Below are 21,275 nucleotides of genomic sequence, written 5' to 3' on the forward strand. Positions count from 1 at the left end.
ATCAAAACGGGACGTACAAGCTAAGGGTAAAGCTGGCTTGTATTTTTATTGCATTCTATGTGTGAAAAGACGTCATAGAGGCACTTCTCCATGTAAATAAGGAGGACCATTTATGGAGGATGCAGTTAACGAGTACCTATTATCATTTATTGATCCAAAAGATAAATTAATTCTTGAAATGGAAGAATATGCAACAGAAAATCATGTGCCGATTATGGATCGACTTGGAATGGAATTTATGCTGCAATTTTTACGTTTAATTGGACCGAAAAGCATTTTAGAGCTTGGTACAGCAATTGGCTATTCTAGTATTCGTATGATGCAAGCTATTCCAAATTCACGTATTGTGACAGTTGAGCGCAATCGTGAACGATATGAAAAAGCACTTGAATATATAGAACGTTCCCCAGTAAAAGAACGTATTTCAGTTATATACGGTGATGCGTTAGAGACGGGTGAACAAGTAAAAGAACACGGAACATTTGACGTTATTTTTATTGATGCAGCAAAAGGACAATATCGTCGCTTTTTTGACTTATATGAACCGTTATTAAACCCTGGTGGCGTAATTATTTCAGATAATGTTATGTACCATGGTCTTGTAACGACAAAAGAGAAAATTGAAAATAGACGTACACGTGGTTTAATCCGTCGTATTAAGACGTACAATGAATGGCTTATGAACCATGAAGGATATGATACAACGATTTTCCCAATTGGAGATGGAGTAGCTGTTAGTAAAAAGAGAGGGTGACCAAGGTATGAAGAAACCTGAATTGTTAGTAACGCCAAGAGCGGTGGCGGATATCGAACCTCTTGCGAAAGCAGGAGCAGATGCAGTAATGATCGGTGAACAAAAGTTTGGTTTACGTTTAGCAGGGGAATTTTCACGTGAAGATGTAAAAAAATCTGTTAAAATTGCACATGAAAATGGTGTGAAAGTATACGTAGCAATGAATGCTATGTTCCATAATGATAAAGTAGAAGAATTAACAGATTACGTTGCATTTTTAAACGAAGTACATGTAGATGCAATTGTCTTCGGAGATCCAGCGGTATTAATGGCTGTTCGCGAAGTAGCACCAAATATGCAACTGCACTGGAATACAGAAACGACAGCAACAAATTGGTTCACTTGTAACTACTGGGGTCAAAGAGGAGCGAAGCGTGCTGTATTAGCTCGTGAGCTTAGCTTAGATGAAATTGTTGATTTAAAAGAAAATGCTGAAGTGGAACTTGAAGTGCAAATTCACGGTATGACTTGTATGTTCCAATCGAAGCGTTCGTTAGTAGGAAACTACTTTGAGTATCAAGGACGTAATCTTGACATTGAAAAGAAAAAATATGAAGAGAATATGTTTTTATATGACCCAGAGCGTAACAATAAATATCCAATTTATGAAGATGAAAATGGTACTCACATTATGAGTCCGAATGATATTTGTTTCATCGATGAATTAGAGGAACTAATCGAGGCTGAAGTTGATAGCTTAAAAATCGATGGTGTACTAAAAAGCTCTGAATACATTATTGAAGTAACGAAGAAATATCGTCAAGCGATTGATTTGTGTGTGGAAGATCGTGATGCGTATTATCACGTGAAAGATGATCTATATAAAGAAATAGAAGAAATGCAACCAGTAAATCGTCCATTAGATACAGGATTCTTCTTTAAAGAAACGGTTTACTAAACGAGGAGGGTGTAGGAAATGACTGTACAAGAAATTTCACGAGTGATCGATGGCAAGCGCGTTATTGTGAAGAAACCTGAACTGTTAATCCCTGCGGGTAACTTAGAAAAATTAAAAGTAGCTATCCATTATGGGGCAGATGCTGTATATTTAGGTGGACAAGAATTTGGTCTTCGTTCTAATGCAGGTAACTTTACGCTAGAAGATATGGCAGAAGGCGTTGAATTTGCAAAGAAATATGGAGCGAAAATATACGTAACAACAAATATTTTCGCACATAATGAAAATATGGACGGGCTAGAGGAATATTTAAAAGGGATTGAAAAAGCTGGTGTAACGGGAATTATCGTTGCAGATCCGCTTATTATTGAGACGTGTAAACGTGTAGCGCCTTCTGTTGAGGTGCATTTAAGTACACAACAATCGCTATCCAACTGGAAAGCAGCACAGTATTGGAAAGAAGAAGGTTTACATCGTCTTGTATTAGCTCGTGAAGCAAGCTATGAAGAAATGAAAGAAATTAAAGACAAAGTGGACATTGAAATTGAAGCATTCGTCCATGGTGCAATGTGTATCGCATATTCAGGAAGATGTACATTAAGTAACCATATGACAGCGCGTGACTCTAACCGTGGTGGTTGTTGTCAATCTTGTCGCTGGGACTATGACTTAGTTCAAACGGTATCACAACATAAAGATGCAAAAGAGCTTCCTTTATTCCAAGAAGAAGATGCTCACTTTGCGATGAGTCCAAAAGATTTAAATTTAATCTTGTCAATTCCGAAAATGATTGAAATTGGAATTGATAGCTTAAAAGTTGAAGGACGTATGAAATCTATCCATTACGTAGCGACTGTAGCAACTGTATATCGCAAAGTAATTGATGCGTATTGTGCGGATCCGGATAACTTTGAGTTTAAACAAGAATGGTTAGATGAGCTTGATAAATGTGCAAATCGTGATACAGCTCCTGCATTCTTTGAAGGGGTTCCAGGACATCAAGAGCAAATGTTTGGAAATCATAGTAAGAAAACAACGTATGATTTTGCTGGTTTAGTGTTAGATTATAATGAAGAAACGGGCATCGTAACGCTTGAGCAACGTAATCACTTCAAACCAGGACATGAAGTGGAGTTCTTTGGACCAGAAATAGAAAACTTTACGCAGACGGTGGAGAAAATTTGGGATGAGGATGGAAACGAATTAGATGCAGCGAGACATCCGTTGCAAATCGTGAAATTCAAAGTGGATCAACCAGTGTATGTGAATAATATGATGCGCAAAAACATACTTCAATAAGAAAGAGTGGTAGTCGAATGGGGACGAATAAGCCTGTTGTAATTGGAATCGCTGGTGGTTCAGGATCAGGAAAAACAAGTGTAACGAAAGCGATTTTTGACCATTTTAAAGGTCATTCCATTTTAATCTTGGAGCAAGATTATTATTACAAAGATCAAAGCCATTTACCGATGGAAGAGCGTTTAAAAACAAATTATGATCATCCGCTTGCGTTTGATAATGATCTGTTAATTGAACATTTGCAGCAGTTGCTTGCATATGAGCAAATTGATAAGCCTGTATATGACTATACATTGCATACGCGTTCAGAAGAAATTATTCCAGTTGAGCCGAAAGATGTAATCATTTTAGAAGGAATTCTTATTTTAGAAGACCCACGTCTTTGTGAGTTGATGGACATTAAGTTATTCGTTGATACAGATGCAGATCTTCGTATCCTGCGCCGCATGCAGCGTGATATTAAAGAGCGCGGTCGTACGATGGATTCAGTTATTGATCAATACGTAACTGTTGTGCGTCCAATGCACAATCAATTTATTGAGCCTTCTAAGAAATTTGCGGATATTATTATCCCTGAAGGTGGACAAAACCATGTTGCAATTGATATTATGGTGACAAAAATTGCAACAATTCTTGAACAAAAAGTAAATTTGTAATAGCATAGTAAAAGATATACGATAGGAAGGGATTTTTTCCCTTCCTATCGAATACAATGAAGCATGCAACCTCATCTATATATAGGTGAGGGCATATTTATATCAACTTTCCATACATATCTTCTTTAAAAGAAGAATTGGAAATACGGGGTTGTATGTGACAACTCCGCTAGTGCAAGGGTACTAGAAACCTCCGCTAACAATGGAAGCGGAGGAGTTTTCATATGGAACTCCTCTTTTTTCGGGGGATTGGTATATAAAAGGAGTGGAAAATATGTCAACAGAAAAAACATACCCTATGACGCAAGAGGGTAAGCAAAAATTAGAGAACGAAGTTGAGCAATTAAAAACAGTAAGACGTAAAGAAGTAGTAGAGCGTATTAAAATCGCGCGTAGCTTCGGCGATCTTTCTGAGAACTCTGAGTACGATGCAGCGAAAGATGAGCAAGCGTTCGTAGAAGGACGTATTACACAATTAGAAAACATGATTCGTAACGCAGTTATCATCGAAGATAATGGCGAAGAATCTACTGTCGTTACATTAGGTAAAACAGTAACATTTAAAGAATTACCAAATGGAGATGAAGAAGCTTACACAATCGTAGGTAGCGCGGAAGCTGACCCATTCGAAGGAAGAATTTCTAACGATTCTCCAATCGCAAAGAGCTTATTAGGTAAGCAAATTGGTGAGAAGGTAGCAATTCAAACGCCAGGCGGAGAAATGCAAGTAGAGATTATCTCTGTTAAATAATAAAAATCACTCGTGTAAAAACGAGTGGTTTTTTTATTTGTATAAAAGGTTAAACACCTCGTCCAAACTATAATAGACGAGGTGTTTTTTTTATGAAAATAAGACGGAGAATTACAGTTGTTTTAATTTGTTTTATATGTGTGATGTTTTTATTACTTTGTCGTTTACTCCAAATACAGATTATAGATACTGAATCTTTTACTGATCGAAATATCAATTTAATCGAAAGAAGCGTTACGCAACGAACACAATCACTTACAGTAGATAATGGAAGAGGACATTTTACAGATCGGAATGATAAAGAAATTGGTGAAGAGAAATACCCAGTTTTAATTATTTTTCCTTTTTTACAAATAAAAAATGACATGTTAAAGAAAATTGCGCATATCATTGGTGTGTCGAGACAAGAGATCAAAATACAAATGAAAGATAAAAAAAATGCATTTATACTCCAAAGAGGAAATGAGCCATTTCCTTTAGTACGAGAGCAGATGGAGAAGATTAATCAATTAAATGTATTGGGCATTGTAGCGGCTGAAGTTCGATTAAAACAAACTGGAGGGACAAATCATTTAGTGGGTGAAGTGGGGGAGAATGAACGAGAATTCCAAAAGCGATATGGAGAAGTAGAAAAAATTTCAAAACAAACGCCAATTGGTATTTCCGGATTACAGCAATCTTTTGATGAATTTTTATTAACTGATGGAGAGGCAAAAGTATTGTATCAAGTGGACCGGCAAGGAGAACCGATTTTTGGAAAACAGGCGAAATACACTTCGCCAGGAAATCCATTTTATCCAGTTACAATTCAAACTACTTTACATAAAGAGTTGCAGCAAGAAGCAGAAGAGACAATTGAAAAAAGTAAAATAAAGAAAGGGGGATTAGTATTACTTGATGTAAAAACAAATGAAATACTAGCGATGGTTAGCAAACCATCTTTACAGGTTAAAAACGAAAGATTATATAAAGCTACACTTGAAAATCAAATGTTAACACCGCATTTTCCTGGTTCTGTCTTTAAAACAGTAGTTGCAGCGGCAGCGATTGATCAAAATATAAATGTATTGAATCGCACATTTAATTGTAATAAAGATTTATATGGTGAAAACGACCCACAAGTTTTGATGGGAACACTTAGTTTTAAAGGGAGCTTTGCTAGAAGCTGTAACAGGGCATTCTCACAGTTAGGTAACGAGCTAATACAAAAGGATAAGATGGTGTTAGAAACGTACGTAGCGGCTTTAGGAGCAGTTGGAAAGGTTGGTTGGAACGGTTCGGTATTTCATACATCGCGTTTCGAGCAAATGCCAGAGGAGAAGAGTGCTATTATCTGGGGGAGTGAGGAAAATAAGACTAGTAAGAAAGCGGTAGCGCAAACAGCAATTGGACAGAAAGATGTACGTATATCACCTCTAGCAATCGCTAATATGATGGCGACGATTGCTAGGAATGGAGAAAAAATGGAAGTGAAAGCTGTTAAAAAAATAGTGTATAAAAATGGAAGTGACTTTTTTACATTTGAAAACCATAAATTAAATGGAAAACAGCTTTCTTATGAAACAGTAAAAACATTACAAGAGTTATTAAGAGGTGTTGTAACAACAGAGAAAGGAACAGGAGCAGTATTCAGGTCGTTGCCACTAAGTGTCGCTGGAAAATCTGGGACAGCACAAACAGGAAAAGGGATGAAGGTCAATCGCTGGTTTGCAGGTTATTTTCCATATGAAAATCCAAGATATGCTTTAGTTGTCGTTGATATAGAAACGGATAGCAGTGTAAATAAAGTCACATCCATTTTCAAAGATATCGTAGAAGAAATCCATCGATTAGAGAATGAAAAGTAATCTTGCAATTCATAGTGAAATGTTTTCATTTCATGAAAATATTATTGTAAATGTTCAACCTTTCTAGATTTAATGTTACAATAGCAAGTATGAAAAACTGCATGGAGGTTTGAAGAATGGCAGGAGGATCTAGATTCCAACAGAAACAACAAAAACGTCGTCAAAACGGTGTTTTAAATATTGCAATCGCTATTGTATTAGTGGCAGTAGCTATTGTAGCATATCAATTGTTCGTTCCTGACACAAAAGAGCAAGCGTCTTCTAATGATAAAAAGGTAGCTCAGCAAACAACAAAAGAAAATAAAGCTGAGAAAGCTAAAGGTAAAGAAGAGACGAAGAAGGACGAACAAGAGAAGGCAGAGGCTAAGAAGAAGGAAGAAGAAGAGAAGCAAAAGGCTGAAGAAGAAAAGCAAAAAGCTGAAGAAGAAGCGAAAGCTAATGAGAAAGTAGCAGCTGAAAAAACACAGCCAAAGGCAACAGATGCTTATACGAAACCTTCTTGGAAGCCAGTAGGTACAGAGCAAGGTGCAACACCTGCGATGACGTTTAACAAAGGTACAGCAGATTGGAATGAGATGAATCAAGCGATTTCCGCTGCAATTGACGTTCCGGTAGAGCAATTAGTTATTCATAGAATCGGAAATAACGGTAAGAATAAAGCTTACGGCAACGTACAAGATAAGCAATCAGGTAAAAAATATTATGTAAATATTGATTGGGTAGAAAATGAGGGCTGGAAACCAGTGCTTGTTCAAACTCTAAACTAAAAAAGAGAAGCTCCTAGGAGCTTCTCTTTTTTAGTTAGCGTAATTTCTTTAATTTAAAATGAACAACCGCGCTGTAATACGGTCTTTTGCTTTCGGGATCCATAACCATTTGATGCGAGATGTGATGAACTTCAAGCATAAGTGCTTTATTATTATCAATTTGTTCACTAATTTTTCTTTCTAAGGAAGCTAAGTCTCCCGCTTCAAAAAATTCTATTTTATCTTCTAACATTTCAAAGGTAAATGACATGAAGATGCCCCCTCTCCTATGTAATCAACTACAGTGTAACAAAGAAAAGAAGGAAATACCATGTGCATTTCAATTGACATTTTTAGAAAGAGGGAATATCATACTGATAAAACCGATAAGAAAAAGGGGAATTTTTATGGGCACAGAATTTAATGGTTTATTTGATGAGTGGGCTCATACGTACGACTCATTCGTACAAGGCGAAGATATACAATATAAAGAAGTTTTCGCCCATTATGAGGACATTTTAGAGGATGTAGTTAACAAGTCATTTGGTAACGTATTAGAATTTGGTGTTGGTACTGGCAATTTAACAAACAAATTATTACTTGCCGGTCGTACAGTTTACGGTATAGAACCGTCGCGTGAAATGCGTATGATTGCAAAAGAGAAATTGCCAAAGGAATTTTCTATTACAGAAGGTGATTTTCTTTCGTTTGAAGTTCCGAATTCAGTTGATACCATTGTAAGCACCTATGCATTTCATCATTTAACAGATGATGAAAAAAATGTAGCTGTTGCGAAGTATAGTCAATTGCTAAACAAAGGTGGTAAAATAGTGTTTGCTGATACGATATTTGCAGATCAAGATGCATATGATAAAACTGTTGAAACAGCAAAACAAAGAGGTTTTCACCAGTTAGCAAACGATTTGCAAACGGAATACTATACACGTATTCCGATCATGCAGACTATATTTGAAAACAATGGCTTCCATGTAACGTTTACGAGATTAAATCATTTCGTTTGGGTAATGGAGGCAACTAAGCAATAGAAAGAGGGATTAGATTGAGAATTGCTGTAATTGGAGCAATGGAAGAAGAAGTACGTATTTTACGTGACAAATTAGAACAAGCAGAAACAGAAACGGTTGCGGGTTGTGAATTTACGAAAGGACTATTAGCAGGACATGAAGTAATCTTGTTAAAGTCTGGTATTGGTAAAGTAAATGCAGCGATGTCAACGACAATTTTATTAGAAAAATATAAGCCTGAAAAAGTAATTAATACTGGTTCAGCTGGTGGATTCCATCATTCTCTAAATGTTGGAGATGTAGTTATTTCAACAGAAGTTCGTCACCATGACGTAGATGTAACAGCATTTAACTATGAATATGGTCAAGTACCAGGAATGCCACCTGGATTTAAAGCTGATGAGGCATTAGTTGCATTAGCTGAGAAATGTATGCAAGCTGAAGAGAATATTCAAGTTGTAAAAGGTATGATTGCAACAGGTGATTCATTTATGAGTGATCCGAACCGCGTTGCAGCAATTCGTGATAAATTTGAAAATCTTTATGCAGTAGAAATGGAAGCGGCAGCTGTTGCACAAGTGTGCCACCAATACGAAGTTCCGTTTGTTATCATCCGCGCACTTTCCGATATTGCTGGTAAAGAATCAAATGTTTCATTTGATCAATTTTTAGATCAAGCAGCCCTTCATTCTACAAACTTTATCGTAAAAGTACTAGAAGAGTTAAAGTAATGTAACAAAAAGGCAACTGTCTCATATAAAGAAAATACATACAGTTGCCTTTTCTTTATTGGCAAATAAGGGGGAGAACACGATGAATGTATATCGTGGAGTTCATGAGTTAATTGGTCATACACCAATTGTAGAAATTACTCGGTTTTCACTTCCAGAAGGGGTCCGTTTATTTGCGAAGCTTGAATTTTATAACCCAGGTGGAAGCGTTAAGGATCGTTTAGGAAGAGAATTAATCGAAGACGCGCTAGAAAAAGGGCTTGTCACGCAGGGTGGAACAATTATTGAACCGACTGCTGGGAATACTGGTATTGGACTGGCACTTGCAGCGTTACAACATGATTTACGCGTTATTGTTTGTGTACCAGAGAAATTTAGTATTGAGAAACAAGAATTAATGAAAGCGCTAGGCGCAACAGTCGTGCATACACCGACTGAGCAAGGAATGACCGGAGCAATTGCAAAAGCAAAAGAGTTAGTAAATGAAATACCGAATTCATACTCTCCAAGTCAGTTTGCGAATGAAGCAAACCCACGTGCTTATTTCAAAACATTAGGTCCTGAACTTTGGAATGCATTGAATGGAGAGATTAACATATTTGTTGCTGGAGCAGGAACCGGCGGTACATTCATGGGAACTGCATCTTATTTGAAAGAAAAAAATATAGATATTAAAACAGTTATTGTAGAACCAGAAGGATCTATTTTAAATGGTGGTAAAGCTGGTTCACATGAAACAGAAGGAATTGGTCTTGAATTCATTCCACCATTTTTGAAAACATCTTATTTTGATGAAATTCATACGATTTCTGATCGAAATGCATTTTTACGAGTAAAAGAATTAGCGCAAAAAGAAGGACTTTTAGTTGGGAGCTCTTCAGGAGCAGCATTTCATGCAAGTTTACTGGAGGCAGAGAAAGCAACACCAGGTACAAATATTGTAACGATTTTTCCTGATAGTAGTGAGCGCTATTTAAGTAAAGACATATACAAAGGATGGGAATAAAAAATGAGAGCAAAGACAAAGTTAATTCATGGTATTCGCATAGGAGAACCTTCAACTGGATCTGTAAACGTACCGATTTATCAAACAAGTACGTATAAACAAGAAGCAGTTGGTAAGCATCAAGGATATGAATATTCACGTACAGGCAACCCAACACGAGCAGCTTTAGAAGAAATGATTGCCGTATTAGAAAACGGTCATGCTGGATTTGCATTTGGTTCGGGAATGGCTGCTATTACAGCAACAATTATGTTGTTCTCAAAAGGTGATCACGTTATTTTAACAGATGATGTTTATGGGGGAACGTATCGTGTTATTACGAAAGTATTAAACCGCTTCGGTATTGAGCATACATTTGTAGATACAACAAACTTAGAGGAAGTTGTAGAAGCAATTCGTCCAAATACGAAAGCGATCTATGTGGAAACACCAACGAATCCACTACTAAAAATTACTGATATTAAGAAAATATCTACTCTTGCTAAAGAGAAAGATTTATTAACAATTATTGATAATACATTCATGACGCCATATTGGCAGTCGCCGATTTCTTTAGGAGCAGACATTGTACTTCATAGTGCAACGAAATATTTAGGAGGTCATAGTGACGTAGTTGCAGGTCTAGTAGTGGTAAATAGCCCACAACTAGCAGAAGACCTTCACTTTGTACAAAACTCAACGGGAGGTATTCTTGGACCACAAGATAGCTTCTTACTACTTCGCGGTTTAAAAACGTTAGGAATTCGTATGGAAGAACATGAAACGAATTCACGCGCAATTGCTGAATTCTTAAATAATCATCCAAAAGTAAATAAAGTATATTATCCAGGCCTTGAATCACATCAAAACCATGAATTAGCAACAGAACAAGCAAACGGATTTGGTGCTATCATCTCATTTGATGTAGATAGTGAGGAAACATTAAATAAAGTACTTGAGAAACTGCAATACTTTACACTTGCTGAAAGCCTAGGAGCAGTCGAAAGTTTAATTTCTATCCCATCTCAAATGACACATGCATCAATCCCAGCAGATCGTCGTAAAGAATTAGGAATTACAGATACATTAATTCGTATCTCTGTCGGAATTGAAGATGGTGAAGATTTAATTGAAGATTTAGCACAAGCGCTAGCATAATAAAAATGCACTGCTAATGTGGAGCAGTGCATTTTTATTATGTAATTTGTGAAATGTTTCACAAATTATACATACACAAATGAAATGATTTCATGTATATTGAATTCATGAAATGTTATTCACGAATAAACTTGTGAAATATTTCACAAACAATGGGATTCATGTAGGACGGTAACTCTATTTTTTTTCGCTAATCGGGACTTCTTATGACCTATAGGGACTTATAAAGACCGTGATAACAGAATAGGAGGAAATTTACATGGTAGTCAAAGAGAAAGTTGTAAATGAAATGCAAGAGGTAAAAGAGATGATTGATACGTTAGTAAATAACGGTCAAGAAGCTTTACAAGCATTAGAAAGTTTTACACAAGAACAGATTGACAACATTGTTCATGAAATGGCACTAGCAGGTGTTGATCAACATATGTCGCTTGCAAAATTGGCTGTTGAAGAAACAGGCCGTGGTGTCTATGAAGACAAATGCATAAAAAATATTTTTGCCACTGAATATATTTGGCATAGTATAAAGCAAGATAAAACGGTAGGAGTTATTCATGAAGATCCTCATGAAGAAATAATAGAAATTGCGGAACCAGTCGGTGTAGTAGCTGGAGTAACGCCAGTAACGAATCCAACGTCAACAACAATGTTTAAAGCATTAATCGCGATAAAAACGAGAAATCCAATTATTTTCGCATTTCATCCTTCTGCACAAAATTGTTCCGTTGCAGCGGCCAAAACAGTATATGATGCAGCGGTGAAGGCGGGTGCGCCAAAGCATTGTATTCAATGGATTGAAAGACCATCTGTCGAAGCGACGAAACAATTAATGAACCATGATGGTATCGCACTCGTTCTAGCAACTGGAGGCGCTGGTATGGTGAAATCGGCTTATTCTACTGGTAAACCAGCACTAGGTGTAGGTCCTGGTAATGTACCGTGTTATATAGAGAAATCAGCACATGTAAAACGAGCTGCTAATGATTTAATTTTATCGAAAACATTTGATAACGGTATGATTTGTGCATCGGAACAGGCAATCATTATCGATAAAGAAATTTATGATGATGTTAAAACAGAAATGATTGCAAATAATTGTTACTTTGTAACAGAGGAAGAGAGAAAGAAATTAGAAAAGCTCGTTATAAATGAAAATACATGTGCAGTAAATAGTGATATTGTAGGGAAATCTGCACAGTATATTGCCGAATTAGTTGGGATTACTGTGCCTGAACATACAAAAATACTTGTAGCTGAAATTAAAGGAATTGGGGCAGCGTATCCACTATCTCGTGAGAAACTGAGCCCAGTATTAGCTTGTGTAAAAACGAATTCATTAGAAGAAGGATTTACATATTGCGAAGAAATGTTGAATCTTGGAGGTTTAGGGCATTCAGCAGTCATTCATTCTACAAATAAAGAAGTACAAAAACAATTTGGTTTACGTATGAAAGCTTGCCGTCTTATTGTAAATGCACCTTCATCTCAAGGCGGAATAGGTGATATATATAATGGGTTTATTCCATCGCTTACACTTGGTTGTGGTTCATATGGGAAAAACTCAGTTTCTCAAAACGTAACAGCGACTCATTTATTAAATATAAAAAGGCTGGCAAATAGAAAAAAGAATATGCAGTGGTTCAAGTTGCCACCAAAAATTTATTTTGAAAAACATGCTACGGCGTATTTAGCAAATATGCCTAACATTTCACGCGCATTTATTGTAACGGATCCAGGAATGGTTGAGCACGGCTATGTAGACACAGTTACGCACTATTTACGTAAGCATGCAAATGATGTGAAAGTTGAAGTGTTCTTTGAGGTCGAGCCAGATCCGTCAGATGAAACTGTTTTTAAAGGTGCGGAAATGATGAGAAGCTTTAAGCCTGATGTAATTATTGCACTTGGTGGCGGTTCAGCTATGGATGCGGCAAAAGGGATGTGGTTATTCTATGAGCATCCAGAAACATCATTCTATGGCATTAAACAGAAATTTTTAGATATAAGAAAACGTACATGTAAATATCCGGAATTAGGAAATAAAGCGCAGTTTGTTGCCATTCCAACAACATCAGGAACAGGGTCAGAAGTGACACCATTTGCGGTTATTACAGATAAGAAAAATAATATAAAGTATCCGCTTGCAGATTATGAATTAACACCAGATGTAGCGATTGTTGATCCGCAATTTGTAATGACAGTACCACCACATGTAACAGCAGATACTGGTATGGATGTTTTAACACATGCAATTGAGGCGTATGTGTCTGTTATGGCAAATGACTATACAGATGGATTAGCATTAAAAGCTATTGATCTCGTATTCAAATATTTACCGAGAGCATATAAAGATGGAAATGATGAAGAAGCAAGAGAAAAAATGCATAACGCTTCTGCAATTGCAGGGATGGCATTTGCAAATGCTTTCCTCGGTATTAATCACAGCTTAGCACATAAGATTGGACCAGAATTCCATATTCCGCACGGACGCGCAAATGCCATTCTAATGCCGCACGTAGTCCGCTATAATGCTATTAAGCCAAGAAAACACGCATTGTTCCCAAAATATGAGTACTTTGTGGCAGATGAAAGATATGCACATATAGCGAGAATGCTCGGGCTTCCAGCAAGTTCGGCAGCAGAAGGGGTGGAATCACTTGTCCAAGCAATTATTGAGCTTGGAAAAAGCTTGAATATTAATATGAGTATTATGGGGCAAGGAGTCGATAAAGAGAAATTTGAAGAGGTTGTTGGAGTATTAGCAGAACGGGCTTTTGAAGACCAATGTACAACAGCTAATCCGAAATTACCGCTCATTTCAGAGTTGAAAGAAATTTATATGGAAGCATATAAAGGTGTGGAATAGATAGGAAAGAGTCGCAATTAAGCGGCTCTTTTTCTTTTGGAAAACATCTCCCCGAATGGCTGCATTTACTTGTCTTTCAGTTTCATAGAATATGATACAGTGAAATGGAGGAGTGAGAATATGATGAAAGAATTACAAGGGAAAATAGAAGATTATACTCGGTTCGGACAGATCCTTCTCGCTGTAAGCACATTGTTAATGGTTGGCTTATTGATTCCGAATGGAGCAAAAGAAACGATACAATTTTTTGTTATGATGGGGAGCATCGTTATATTTTTAAGTTTATCGTTCTTTTTCTTTCAGCGTGTAAAAGTGATGCGTGACCAGTTGGAGGAAAATGAATGTGAGTAATAGTATTAAATAGAGCGCTACAAAAAGAAAGGATCTTTTTGTAGCGCTTTTTGTTTTTTTTGAAGAAAATGTATGCGTTTTTGTTGACAATGATAATCCTTATCAATTAAAGTAGAATAGTGGTTAATGATTATCATTATCAATTAGAGGTGGAAGAATGAAAAAGTCTATTACGCTATTTACAGCGATTTTATCTGTTTTTTTCTTATTAATAGGTTGCAATGCAAAGGGAAACGACAAAGCATCTGCAACCAAAACAGAAAAAGGAAAAGAAAAAATCGAAATTACCGACCTATCGGGAAGAAAGGTAACATTCGATAAAACACCAGAGAGCTTTGCAACATTAAGTATGGGTGATATGGATATTATTCATGCTTTAGGCGGAAAGATTATAGGTCGTCCAGATACGAAATTAACTCTTCCGGAGGAGTTAAAGAAAGCGCAAGTAATTGGGAATGCACATCAGCCGAATTTTGAGAAAATTGCTAGCTTAAAGCCAGATGTACTTGTTGCTAACAATGGATTCCAAAAGAATGTTCCAACGGTTGAAGGTCAAGGGACGAAAGTAGTCATTTCTACTGTAAATTCTGTACAAGATATTCAAAAGAATATTGAAATATACGGAGCAGTAATGAAGAAAGAAGAGAAAGCAAAAGAACTGAATCAAAAAATTAATGATCAAATGAAGAAATATGAGAAAAAGAGTGATGTGAAAGCATTGCTAGTGTATGGAGCACCAGGAACTTATTTAGCAGCATTACCAACATCTCTGTCAGGTGACATTTTAGAGAAAACGGGCGGGAAAAATATTGCAGCTGGTTTTCCAGAAATGAAAGAATATCCGCAATATGCACAGCTAAGTGTAGAACGTATTATTGAGGCGAATCCAGATGTAATTTATTTAATTACACACGGAGACCCGAATAGCGTGAAAAAAGCATTTGAAGGCGAAATGATGAAAAATGAAGCGTGGAAAAATTTAGATGCAGTAAAACAAAATCGTGTAGTTATTTTACCACCAGACTTATTTGGATCAAATCCTGGAACAAAAGTAACAGAAGCTATGGACTTTATGTATAAAAGTATACAAGATGTAAGGAAATGATAAGTATGGAGAGTAATGAAGTAGTAAGAGAAAAGGAACATCCTTTTGCGAAAAAAAGATGGGGAATAGCAGTTATTTTGGTCGTATTAACGATTCTAAGTCTTTTTTACGGTCTTTTCGCGGGAAGTTTATCCTTTTCTTTACGAGACATCCTAACAGGGATGCAAGATGAAGGTTCGATAGTTCATCGAATTGTATGGGATCTTCGTATACCAAGGGTGCTCGTTGGATTTATAGTAGGAACGTGTTTAGCGGCATCAGGTGCATTATTGCAAGGGGTTATGAGAAACCCTCTTGCAGACCCTGGTATTATCGGGGTTTCATCTGGAGCGGGTCTTGTAGCAATTATAATTATGATTTTATTTCCTCAGCACATGGCTTTTTTACCGCTAGGGGCGTTTTTAGGAGCTTTCATCACAGCAATGGTCATCTATGCTTTATCATGGCAAAAAGGGGCACCACCTTCAAGAATTGTCTTAGTAGGTGTGTCGATTAATGCATTGATTGGTGCAGCAACGTCAGCATTAATGTTATTACATAGTGACAAAGTACAATCTGTTTTACCGTGGTTAGCTGGTGGCATTGGTGGTGTAAGCTGGGCACATTTAAATATGATTATTTATTATGCGATATTTGCTATTATATTAGCCTTCTTTGGTATTAAGCATATTCGAGTATTAATACTTGGAGATGAAATGGCAAAGTTATTAGGACATAACGTGGAAAAAAGTCGTTTTTATTTAATCGTAGTAAGTACATTATTAGCTGGAATAGCAGTTAGTGTTTCTGGACTTATTGGGTTTGTCGGTCTTGTTGTACCGCATATGCTACGTTTATTAGTTGGAAATGATTATAAATATTTGCTGCCTCTATCATGTCTTGGCGGCGGGGTATTACTTGTTTTTGCGGATGCGATAGCTCGAAGTTGGTTCGATCCAATCGAATTGCCTGTTGGTATTTTATTATCCTTCTTAGGTGGTCCGTTCTTCTTATATTTAATTCATAGAGGAGGAAAACAACGTGATTTCCGTTGAAAAAGTGTTTTACGCACATTCTGAAAGATTTCAAATGCAAAATATGAATGTACATATTAAAGCTGGAGAAGTTGTTAGTTTAATTGGACCGAATGGATCGGGGAAATCTACTTTGCTTCGTTTAATGGCAAGACTACTTAAACAAAGCGAAGGGGAAATCATTTTAGATGGGAAAAATATTCATACGATGAAGAGTGCCGATGTAGCGAAGCAATTAGCGATGTTACCACAAATGCATGATCATCAATTAGATTTAACAGTGAAAGAATTAATTGAATTTGGAAGAGGCCCCCATAAATCATGGAGTGTTCGCTTAAATAAAGAAGATGAAGAAATTGTTAATTGGGCATTGTCTGTTACAAATCTTGAAGGGTATGAATATCGTCTTTTACAATCTTTATCAGGAGGAGAAAGGCAGCGTGCTTGGATTGCAATGACGCTAGCACAACGCACGAATGTTTTATTATTAGATGAGCCAACAACTTTTTTAGATATCGTTCATCAGTTGGAAGTAATGGAACTTGTGAAACGATTAAATGAGGAGTTTGGTATGACAATTGTAATGGTTTTACATGACATTAACCAAGCTACTCAATATAGTGATCGTTTACTCGTATTAAAGCGAGGGAAGATTCAGTATGACGGTGTACCAGAAGAAGTATTATGTCATGAAATGTTTCAATATGTATTTGGTATAGAAGTGGATATTTTTCAAGGAAGTGACAAACCATTTTTTACACCGAAACGAATTTCTAAAAAAGGAGAAGAGCGATGCATACAGAAGAGCGTATTACCACTGAGTTAGTAAGAGAATTTGTTATGGCAGCTCACGGAAATTTAGAAAAAGTACAGGAACTGTTGGTTGAATCGCCCAGCTTACTTCATGCCTCTTACAATTGGGGCGGATCAGATTGGGAAAGTGCCTTAGGAGCATCGGCACATGTAGGTCGTAAAGATATTGCTCTTTATTTACTGGAAAAGGGTGCTCGCATGGATATTTTTGCTGCAGCTATGCTTGGAGAGTTAGAAGTTGTACAAGCTATTTTAGTAGCACAACCAGAAGCATTACGTGCATCTGGCCCACATGGTATTTCCCTTCTTCAACATGCGCGAATGGGTGGAGAAAAAGCACAGCGTGTGTTTGATTACTTAACAGTGCTCTCTTAATGATCGCAAAAGTTCTTATGTGCGGTAAACTTTTCACTTTCAAATAATTGAAAAGTTTACCGCCCGTTAGAACGGGATAAGTATCTAGTATATTTGAAAATCCTACACCCCCCTCAATTGTAGTTTTCTTTGTGCTAGTTATGATATGGATGCAGTAGACAATATTTGTCTACTGCTTTTTTTATCGGGTAAAAGAATGAACATTCTGCATTTTTTGTTTCGTTCATTTATAATAGGTAGTAATACTTATTATACATGTAAAATATGGTCGTGAAATAAAGAACACATTAGTGGGAAGGAGTGCAGAAATGTTTCATACAGATCGTTTACAAGTTCGCAAATATACAATGGATGATTTACAGTTCTACGCTTCACTATGGGGAAACGAGAAAGTAATGCGCTATATTGGAAATGGGACGTTAAAAACATATATGCAATGCAAAAAAAGCTTGGAGGAGTGGGTAATTCCTAATTATAAAAATGGTCTCGGTTTATTTGTAATGATTGAAAGGGAAACGGGAATACGAATTGGTCATGCGGGACTAGTAAAGCAGAAGATAGATGGAAAAGAGGAAATTGAAATTGGTTATTGGTTACTTCCTCAGTATTGGGGAAAAGGGTATGCGAAAGAAGCAGCTGCGGCATTTCGAGACTACGGTTTCCAAGCATTACAAATGAATAAATTAATTTCTCTTATTAATCCGAACCATCCCGCCTCAATATTTGTTGCTAGAAAAACAGGGCTTAGTTATGAGAAAACAACTTCATTTCAGGGGATGGATGTTCTTGTTTATTCGATTAAGCGAGTTGGATGAAAAAAGGTAAATTGCATCTTTTGAAGAATGGTATATAAAAATAAAGGGGGGATTACATGTATATTTACCATAATGGGCTTATTATCCGTGAAGGAACGAATGGAGTACCAGCATATGCAATTAAAACTTTATTTGAAGATGCCGGTTGGAGTAATGATAATATCCCTTCTTGGCAAATTGAAAAGTTTACGCTTGCATTTGAAAATTCAACATGGGCTTTCACAATTTGGGATGAAGAAGAAATGGTTGCGATGGTTAGAGTGATTTCTGATCAAATGATGGTTGCTAACATAGTAAATTTGGTTGTGAAGTGTGAGTATAGGGGGAAAGGATTGGGTAAGAAACTTGTAGCTCTTTGTTTACAAAAGCTTCCCCATGGTGATTGGTTTGCACATACATCTGCGAACAATTTTGATTTTTATAGAAGTTGTGGATTTGAAGTTAGAGAGTTATCCAGAAATGGTACATGTGCGTATTATGGATACCAAATCGCAAAAAGAGATGGTCATCGGTAAATGGGTGAAAAGTAAAGAAATACAGTTATAAGTATTTCTAATTATTTTTTGTAATAGAAAATGAATTAAGACTCATTTCATGATAAAATGAAAGAAAATTCAGTTTATTATTAGGGGGATAAAAATGAGTATAAAAGTTGGGGAAGTATTTAAATATGAAAGAAGATTTACTGAGGAAGAAGTTTTCGAATTTGCAAATATTACAGGTGATAAAGGGAGACATCATATGGAATATGATGAGAATGGCCGATTAATGGTTCATGGTTTATTGACTGCTAGCATTGGAACGAAAGTAGGCGAAGAGTTACATTACATAGCAAGAGAATTAGTAAGTGAGTTTATTAGACCAGTTTTTACAGGGGATACGATTACTTGTGAATTAACTTTAACAAATATAGAGCAAATGGAAGGGTATAAAAAAGTTTCAATCGAATCAGTTTATCGCAATCAACATGAAAAGACGGTGCTAGTTGGGACAAGTTACGGGATTATACGAGAATAAAAAAGAAGCCTGTTTGAAGCAGGCTTCTTTTTTATTGATTAGTAAACGCGTTTTCGATTCTCCGCATGACTAGAGATAAGTAATAGTGCGGATTCTTTTCCTACATTACGAACAATATGTGGAACGCATGCATTCCAAGAGAAAGAATCACCTTCTTCTACAATTGCAATATCTTCACCATGTTGAACTTCTAGCTTTCCGCGTAATACAAGATGACACTCTTCACCTTCATGGGCATTTGGTGAGTTTTCTTTCGGAAACCCGGCAGGAATTTCTACGAGATTCAGGCGAAGGCCACCTTGCTCCGCAACATGTTCAATTCTTTGCTCATCTTTGCCGTATACACTGTATTTTCGTTCTTCTTTTTTGACAATTTTCAATCGATCTTTTTGTTCTAACAATAAATAGGGAAGGGGAACGTTTAAAAAATTTGAGATCGTTTCTAACGTTGAGATAGATGGTGATGTTTTATTATTTTCAACCTGACTCATAAAGCCTTTAGAAAGACCTGTTCCTTCACAAATTTGTGCAATTGTTATGCCTCTACGTTGACGAATTTCACGTATTGCAGAACCAATATTCATAAAATCAAGCTCCTTTTTGTAAACAACTATTTGTATCATAGCAAAAAAAATATATTTTTTCCCAATGAAAATGAATTGACGAATAAAAAAAATTAGTGTATGTTTTGTAATGTAAATAAAAGTTTTGTATAAGAAAACTATAAAGGAGAGAAAGAAATGAATCAACATATTGGTAACTTAATTATTCGTATCGTGTTAGGGGTAACGTTCTTTATGCACGGTTTAACAAAATTCCAATCAGGAATTGACAATATTGCAGGGTGGTTTACAAGCATTGGTTTACCAGGAGGACTGGCATACGGTGTAGCAACATTTGAATTAGTTGGAGGCCTATTATTAATTCTAGGTTTAGGTGTAAGATATATTGGATTATTATTTGCACTTGTTATGGTTGGGGCAATCGTAAAAGTGAAATGGTCAGCTGGTTTATTGGGAGATGGAAAAAATCCTGGTTTCGAATTAGAACTTGCATTATTAGCAATGGGTGCATACTTATTTGTTGCAAAAGCTGATGGTTTTGTAGATAATTTCTTAAAAGAAAAAATGTCAAAGAAGAACTAATTTAAATGGGGGGGCTAACAAGATGAGTTTTCAACTTCATCCCGATACAACACTTGATGTTGTTCATTTATACGTATCTAATGTAAAGAAATCACTAGAGTTTTATACGGAAGTACTAAGTATGAAGGTGCTAAAAGAAGAAGAAGCAGTCGTTACATTTGGGAATGAAAATGATGAACCACTTCTTATCATTGAAGAAAAGAAAGAAGCTTTTCCGAAGCAAAGAGCAAGAACAGGGTTATATCATTACGCAATTTTATTACCAAGTAGGCAGGATTTAGCGAATGTTCTTCGTCATCTTGTAGAGATGGTATATCCACTACATGGCGGAGCCGATCATTACTTTAGTGAAGCTCTTTATTTAGCTGATCCAGATGGAAACGGGATTGAAATTTATCATGATCGACAAAAAGAAGTTTGGCGTGATGAGAATGGAGAACTCCCATTTGTTAGTAACCCGTTAGCTGGTGAAGAATTATTACAGCAAGGAAGTACATGGAATGGATTTCCAGCTGGTACTGTGATGGGGCATATTCATTTCCATGTAGCTGATTTAGAGGAAGCGAAGCGTTTCTATGTTGATGGTCTTGGTTTTGAAGTAACGATCCCAGCTCGTAATGGAGCGTTGTTCGTATCAGCAGGTGGTTATCATCACCATGTCGGTTTAAATACGTGGCAAGGTGAAGGGGTACCACCGCAAATGCCGGGTTCTGTTGGTTTGAAATATTTCACAATTGTACTAGCGGATGAAAAACAAAAAGAGCAAGTATGTGAAAGCTTAAAAAATATTGGCAAAATTGCTACGTACAAAGATGGAATATTACAAGTCGAGGATCCATTTGGACATTGTATCCATTTCAAAATAAAAGGAGAAGCCTAAAAAGGC

The 21,275-nt window shown here is 36.5% G+C and carries 24 protein-coding genes; 22 read left to right on the plus strand and 2 right to left on the minus strand.

What is annotated here, in order from left to right; translation table 11 throughout:
* The first annotated feature begins 112 nt into the window (after positions 1-112).
* From JDS95_RS21255 to JDS95_RS21285, 7 genes are all read left to right on the plus strand, one after another.
* Positions 113-754, plus strand: coding sequence for an O-methyltransferase (locus JDS95_RS21255; protein ID WP_000389100.1), 642 nt, complete (start codon positions 113-115; stop codon positions 752-754).
* A gap of 7 nt (positions 755-761) precedes the next feature.
* A complete protein-coding gene (locus JDS95_RS21260; protein WP_000742798.1) occupies positions 762-1,691 on the plus strand; it encodes a peptidase U32 family protein in 930 nt (309 codons plus the stop codon).
* 18 nt (positions 1,692-1,709) lie between these two features.
* Positions 1,710-2,990: a peptidase U32 family protein gene (locus JDS95_RS21265; protein WP_000217960.1), complete on the plus strand. Its 1,281-nt coding sequence runs from the start codon at positions 1,710-1,712 to the stop codon at positions 2,988-2,990.
* Positions 2,991-3,007: 17 nt separating this feature from the next.
* The gene (gene udk, locus JDS95_RS21270; RefSeq protein ID WP_000537080.1) at positions 3,008-3,646 is read left to right on the plus strand and encodes a uridine kinase; all 639 of its coding nucleotides are present in this window, start codon (positions 3,008-3,010) and stop codon (positions 3,644-3,646) included.
* Between the two features lie 274 nt (positions 3,647-3,920).
* Positions 3,921-4,397 (plus strand): transcription elongation factor GreA, encoded by a 477-nt coding sequence (greA, locus tag JDS95_RS21275; protein ID WP_000102593.1) that lies wholly within the window; start codon positions 3,921-3,923, stop codon positions 4,395-4,397.
* A 92-nt stretch (positions 4,398-4,489) separates the two neighbouring features.
* Positions 4,490-6,244: a peptidoglycan D,D-transpeptidase FtsI family protein gene (locus tag JDS95_RS21280; RefSeq protein WP_199690774.1), complete on the plus strand. Its 1,755-nt coding sequence runs from the start codon at positions 4,490-4,492 to the stop codon at positions 6,242-6,244.
* A gap of 116 nt (positions 6,245-6,360) precedes the next feature.
* Entirely contained in the window at positions 6,361-7,011 is a 651-nt protein-coding gene (locus JDS95_RS21285) for a YrrS family protein (protein WP_000897105.1), read from the plus strand.
* Positions 7,012-7,045: 34 nt separating this feature from the next.
* Here JDS95_RS21285 and JDS95_RS21290 read toward each other — a convergent pair whose 3' ends face one another.
* The gene (locus tag JDS95_RS21290) at positions 7,046-7,261 is read right to left on the minus strand and encodes a YrzA family protein (protein ID WP_000010979.1); all 216 of its coding nucleotides are present in this window, start codon (positions 7,259-7,261) and stop codon (positions 7,046-7,048) included.
* A gap of 136 nt (positions 7,262-7,397) precedes the next feature.
* Here JDS95_RS21290 and JDS95_RS21295 point away from each other — a divergent pair, with 136 nt between their 5' ends.
* The 13 genes from JDS95_RS21295 (at position 7,398) to JDS95_RS21355 (ending at position 19,244) form a co-directional block, all read left to right on the plus strand.
* Positions 7,398-8,036 (plus strand): class I SAM-dependent DNA methyltransferase, encoded by a 639-nt coding sequence (locus JDS95_RS21295; RefSeq protein ID WP_000536326.1) that lies wholly within the window; start codon positions 7,398-7,400, stop codon positions 8,034-8,036.
* A 14-nt stretch (positions 8,037-8,050) separates the two neighbouring features.
* Positions 8,051-8,746, plus strand: a complete 696-nt coding sequence (mtnN, locus tag JDS95_RS21300; protein ID WP_001217025.1) for a 5'-methylthioadenosine/S-adenosylhomocysteine nucleosidase — start codon at positions 8,051-8,053, stop codon at positions 8,744-8,746.
* An 82-nt stretch (positions 8,747-8,828) separates the two neighbouring features.
* Positions 8,829-9,752, plus strand: coding sequence for an O-acetylserine dependent cystathionine beta-synthase (locus tag JDS95_RS21305; protein ID WP_001103871.1), 924 nt, complete (start codon positions 8,829-8,831; stop codon positions 9,750-9,752).
* Between the two features lie 3 nt (positions 9,753-9,755).
* Complete coding sequence (locus JDS95_RS21310; protein ID WP_001201921.1) at positions 9,756-10,889, plus strand: bifunctional cystathionine gamma-lyase/homocysteine desulfhydrase; 1,134 nt, start codon at positions 9,756-9,758, stop codon at positions 10,887-10,889.
* A 259-nt stretch (positions 10,890-11,148) separates the two neighbouring features.
* Positions 11,149-13,755, plus strand: a complete 2,607-nt coding sequence (gene adhE, locus JDS95_RS21315; RefSeq protein WP_199690775.1) for a bifunctional acetaldehyde-CoA/alcohol dehydrogenase — start codon at positions 11,149-11,151, stop codon at positions 13,753-13,755.
* 123 nt (positions 13,756-13,878) lie between these two features.
* A complete protein-coding gene (locus JDS95_RS21320; protein ID WP_033657341.1) occupies positions 13,879-14,106 on the plus strand; it encodes a YrhC family protein in 228 nt (75 codons plus the stop codon).
* A gap of 157 nt (positions 14,107-14,263) precedes the next feature.
* Positions 14,264-15,211, plus strand: a complete 948-nt coding sequence (locus tag JDS95_RS21325) for a helical backbone metal receptor (RefSeq protein WP_000748484.1) — start codon at positions 14,264-14,266, stop codon at positions 15,209-15,211.
* A 5-nt stretch (positions 15,212-15,216) separates the two neighbouring features.
* The gene (locus tag JDS95_RS21330) at positions 15,217-16,245 is read left to right on the plus strand and encodes a FecCD family ABC transporter permease (RefSeq protein ID WP_139823516.1); all 1,029 of its coding nucleotides are present in this window, start codon (positions 15,217-15,219) and stop codon (positions 16,243-16,245) included.
* Entirely contained in the window at positions 16,232-17,050 is an 819-nt protein-coding gene (locus JDS95_RS21335) for an ABC transporter ATP-binding protein (RefSeq protein ID WP_000626362.1), read from the plus strand. The genes JDS95_RS21330 and JDS95_RS21335 overlap by 14 nt, the downstream gene beginning before the upstream one ends.
* A complete protein-coding gene (locus JDS95_RS21340; protein WP_000556701.1) occupies positions 17,017-17,412 on the plus strand; it encodes an ankyrin repeat domain-containing protein in 396 nt (131 codons plus the stop codon). Before JDS95_RS21335 ends, JDS95_RS21340 begins: the two co-directional genes overlap by 34 nt.
* A 308-nt stretch (positions 17,413-17,720) precedes the next feature.
* Entirely contained in the window at positions 17,721-18,227 is a 507-nt protein-coding gene (locus tag JDS95_RS21345) for a GNAT family N-acetyltransferase (RefSeq protein WP_000469138.1), read from the plus strand.
* Positions 18,228-18,283: 56 nt separating this feature from the next.
* Positions 18,284-18,742 (plus strand): GNAT family N-acetyltransferase, encoded by a 459-nt coding sequence (locus JDS95_RS21350; RefSeq protein ID WP_000276121.1) that lies wholly within the window; start codon positions 18,284-18,286, stop codon positions 18,740-18,742.
* 124 nt (positions 18,743-18,866) lie between these two features.
* Positions 18,867-19,244 (plus strand): hotdog family protein, encoded by a 378-nt coding sequence (locus JDS95_RS21355; RefSeq protein WP_000025016.1) that lies wholly within the window; start codon positions 18,867-18,869, stop codon positions 19,242-19,244.
* Between the two features lie 38 nt (positions 19,245-19,282).
* Here JDS95_RS21355 and JDS95_RS21360 read toward each other — a convergent pair whose 3' ends face one another.
* Entirely contained in the window at positions 19,283-19,828 is a 546-nt protein-coding gene (locus JDS95_RS21360) for a helix-turn-helix domain-containing protein (protein WP_001020691.1), read from the minus strand.
* A 156-nt stretch (positions 19,829-19,984) separates the two neighbouring features.
* Here JDS95_RS21360 and JDS95_RS21365 point away from each other — a divergent pair, with 156 nt between their 5' ends.
* The gene (locus tag JDS95_RS21365; protein WP_001071553.1) at positions 19,985-20,389 is read left to right on the plus strand and encodes a DoxX family protein; all 405 of its coding nucleotides are present in this window, start codon (positions 19,985-19,987) and stop codon (positions 20,387-20,389) included.
* A gap of 22 nt (positions 20,390-20,411) precedes the next feature.
* Entirely contained in the window at positions 20,412-21,269 is an 858-nt protein-coding gene (locus JDS95_RS21370) for a VOC family protein (protein ID WP_144467577.1), read from the plus strand.
* Positions 21,270-21,275 lie beyond the last annotated feature (6 nt).

The organism is Bacillus cereus group sp. N24 (assembly GCF_016483345.1).
Classification (GTDB): domain Bacteria; phylum Bacillota; class Bacilli; order Bacillales; family Bacillaceae_G; genus Bacillus_A; species Bacillus_A toyonensis.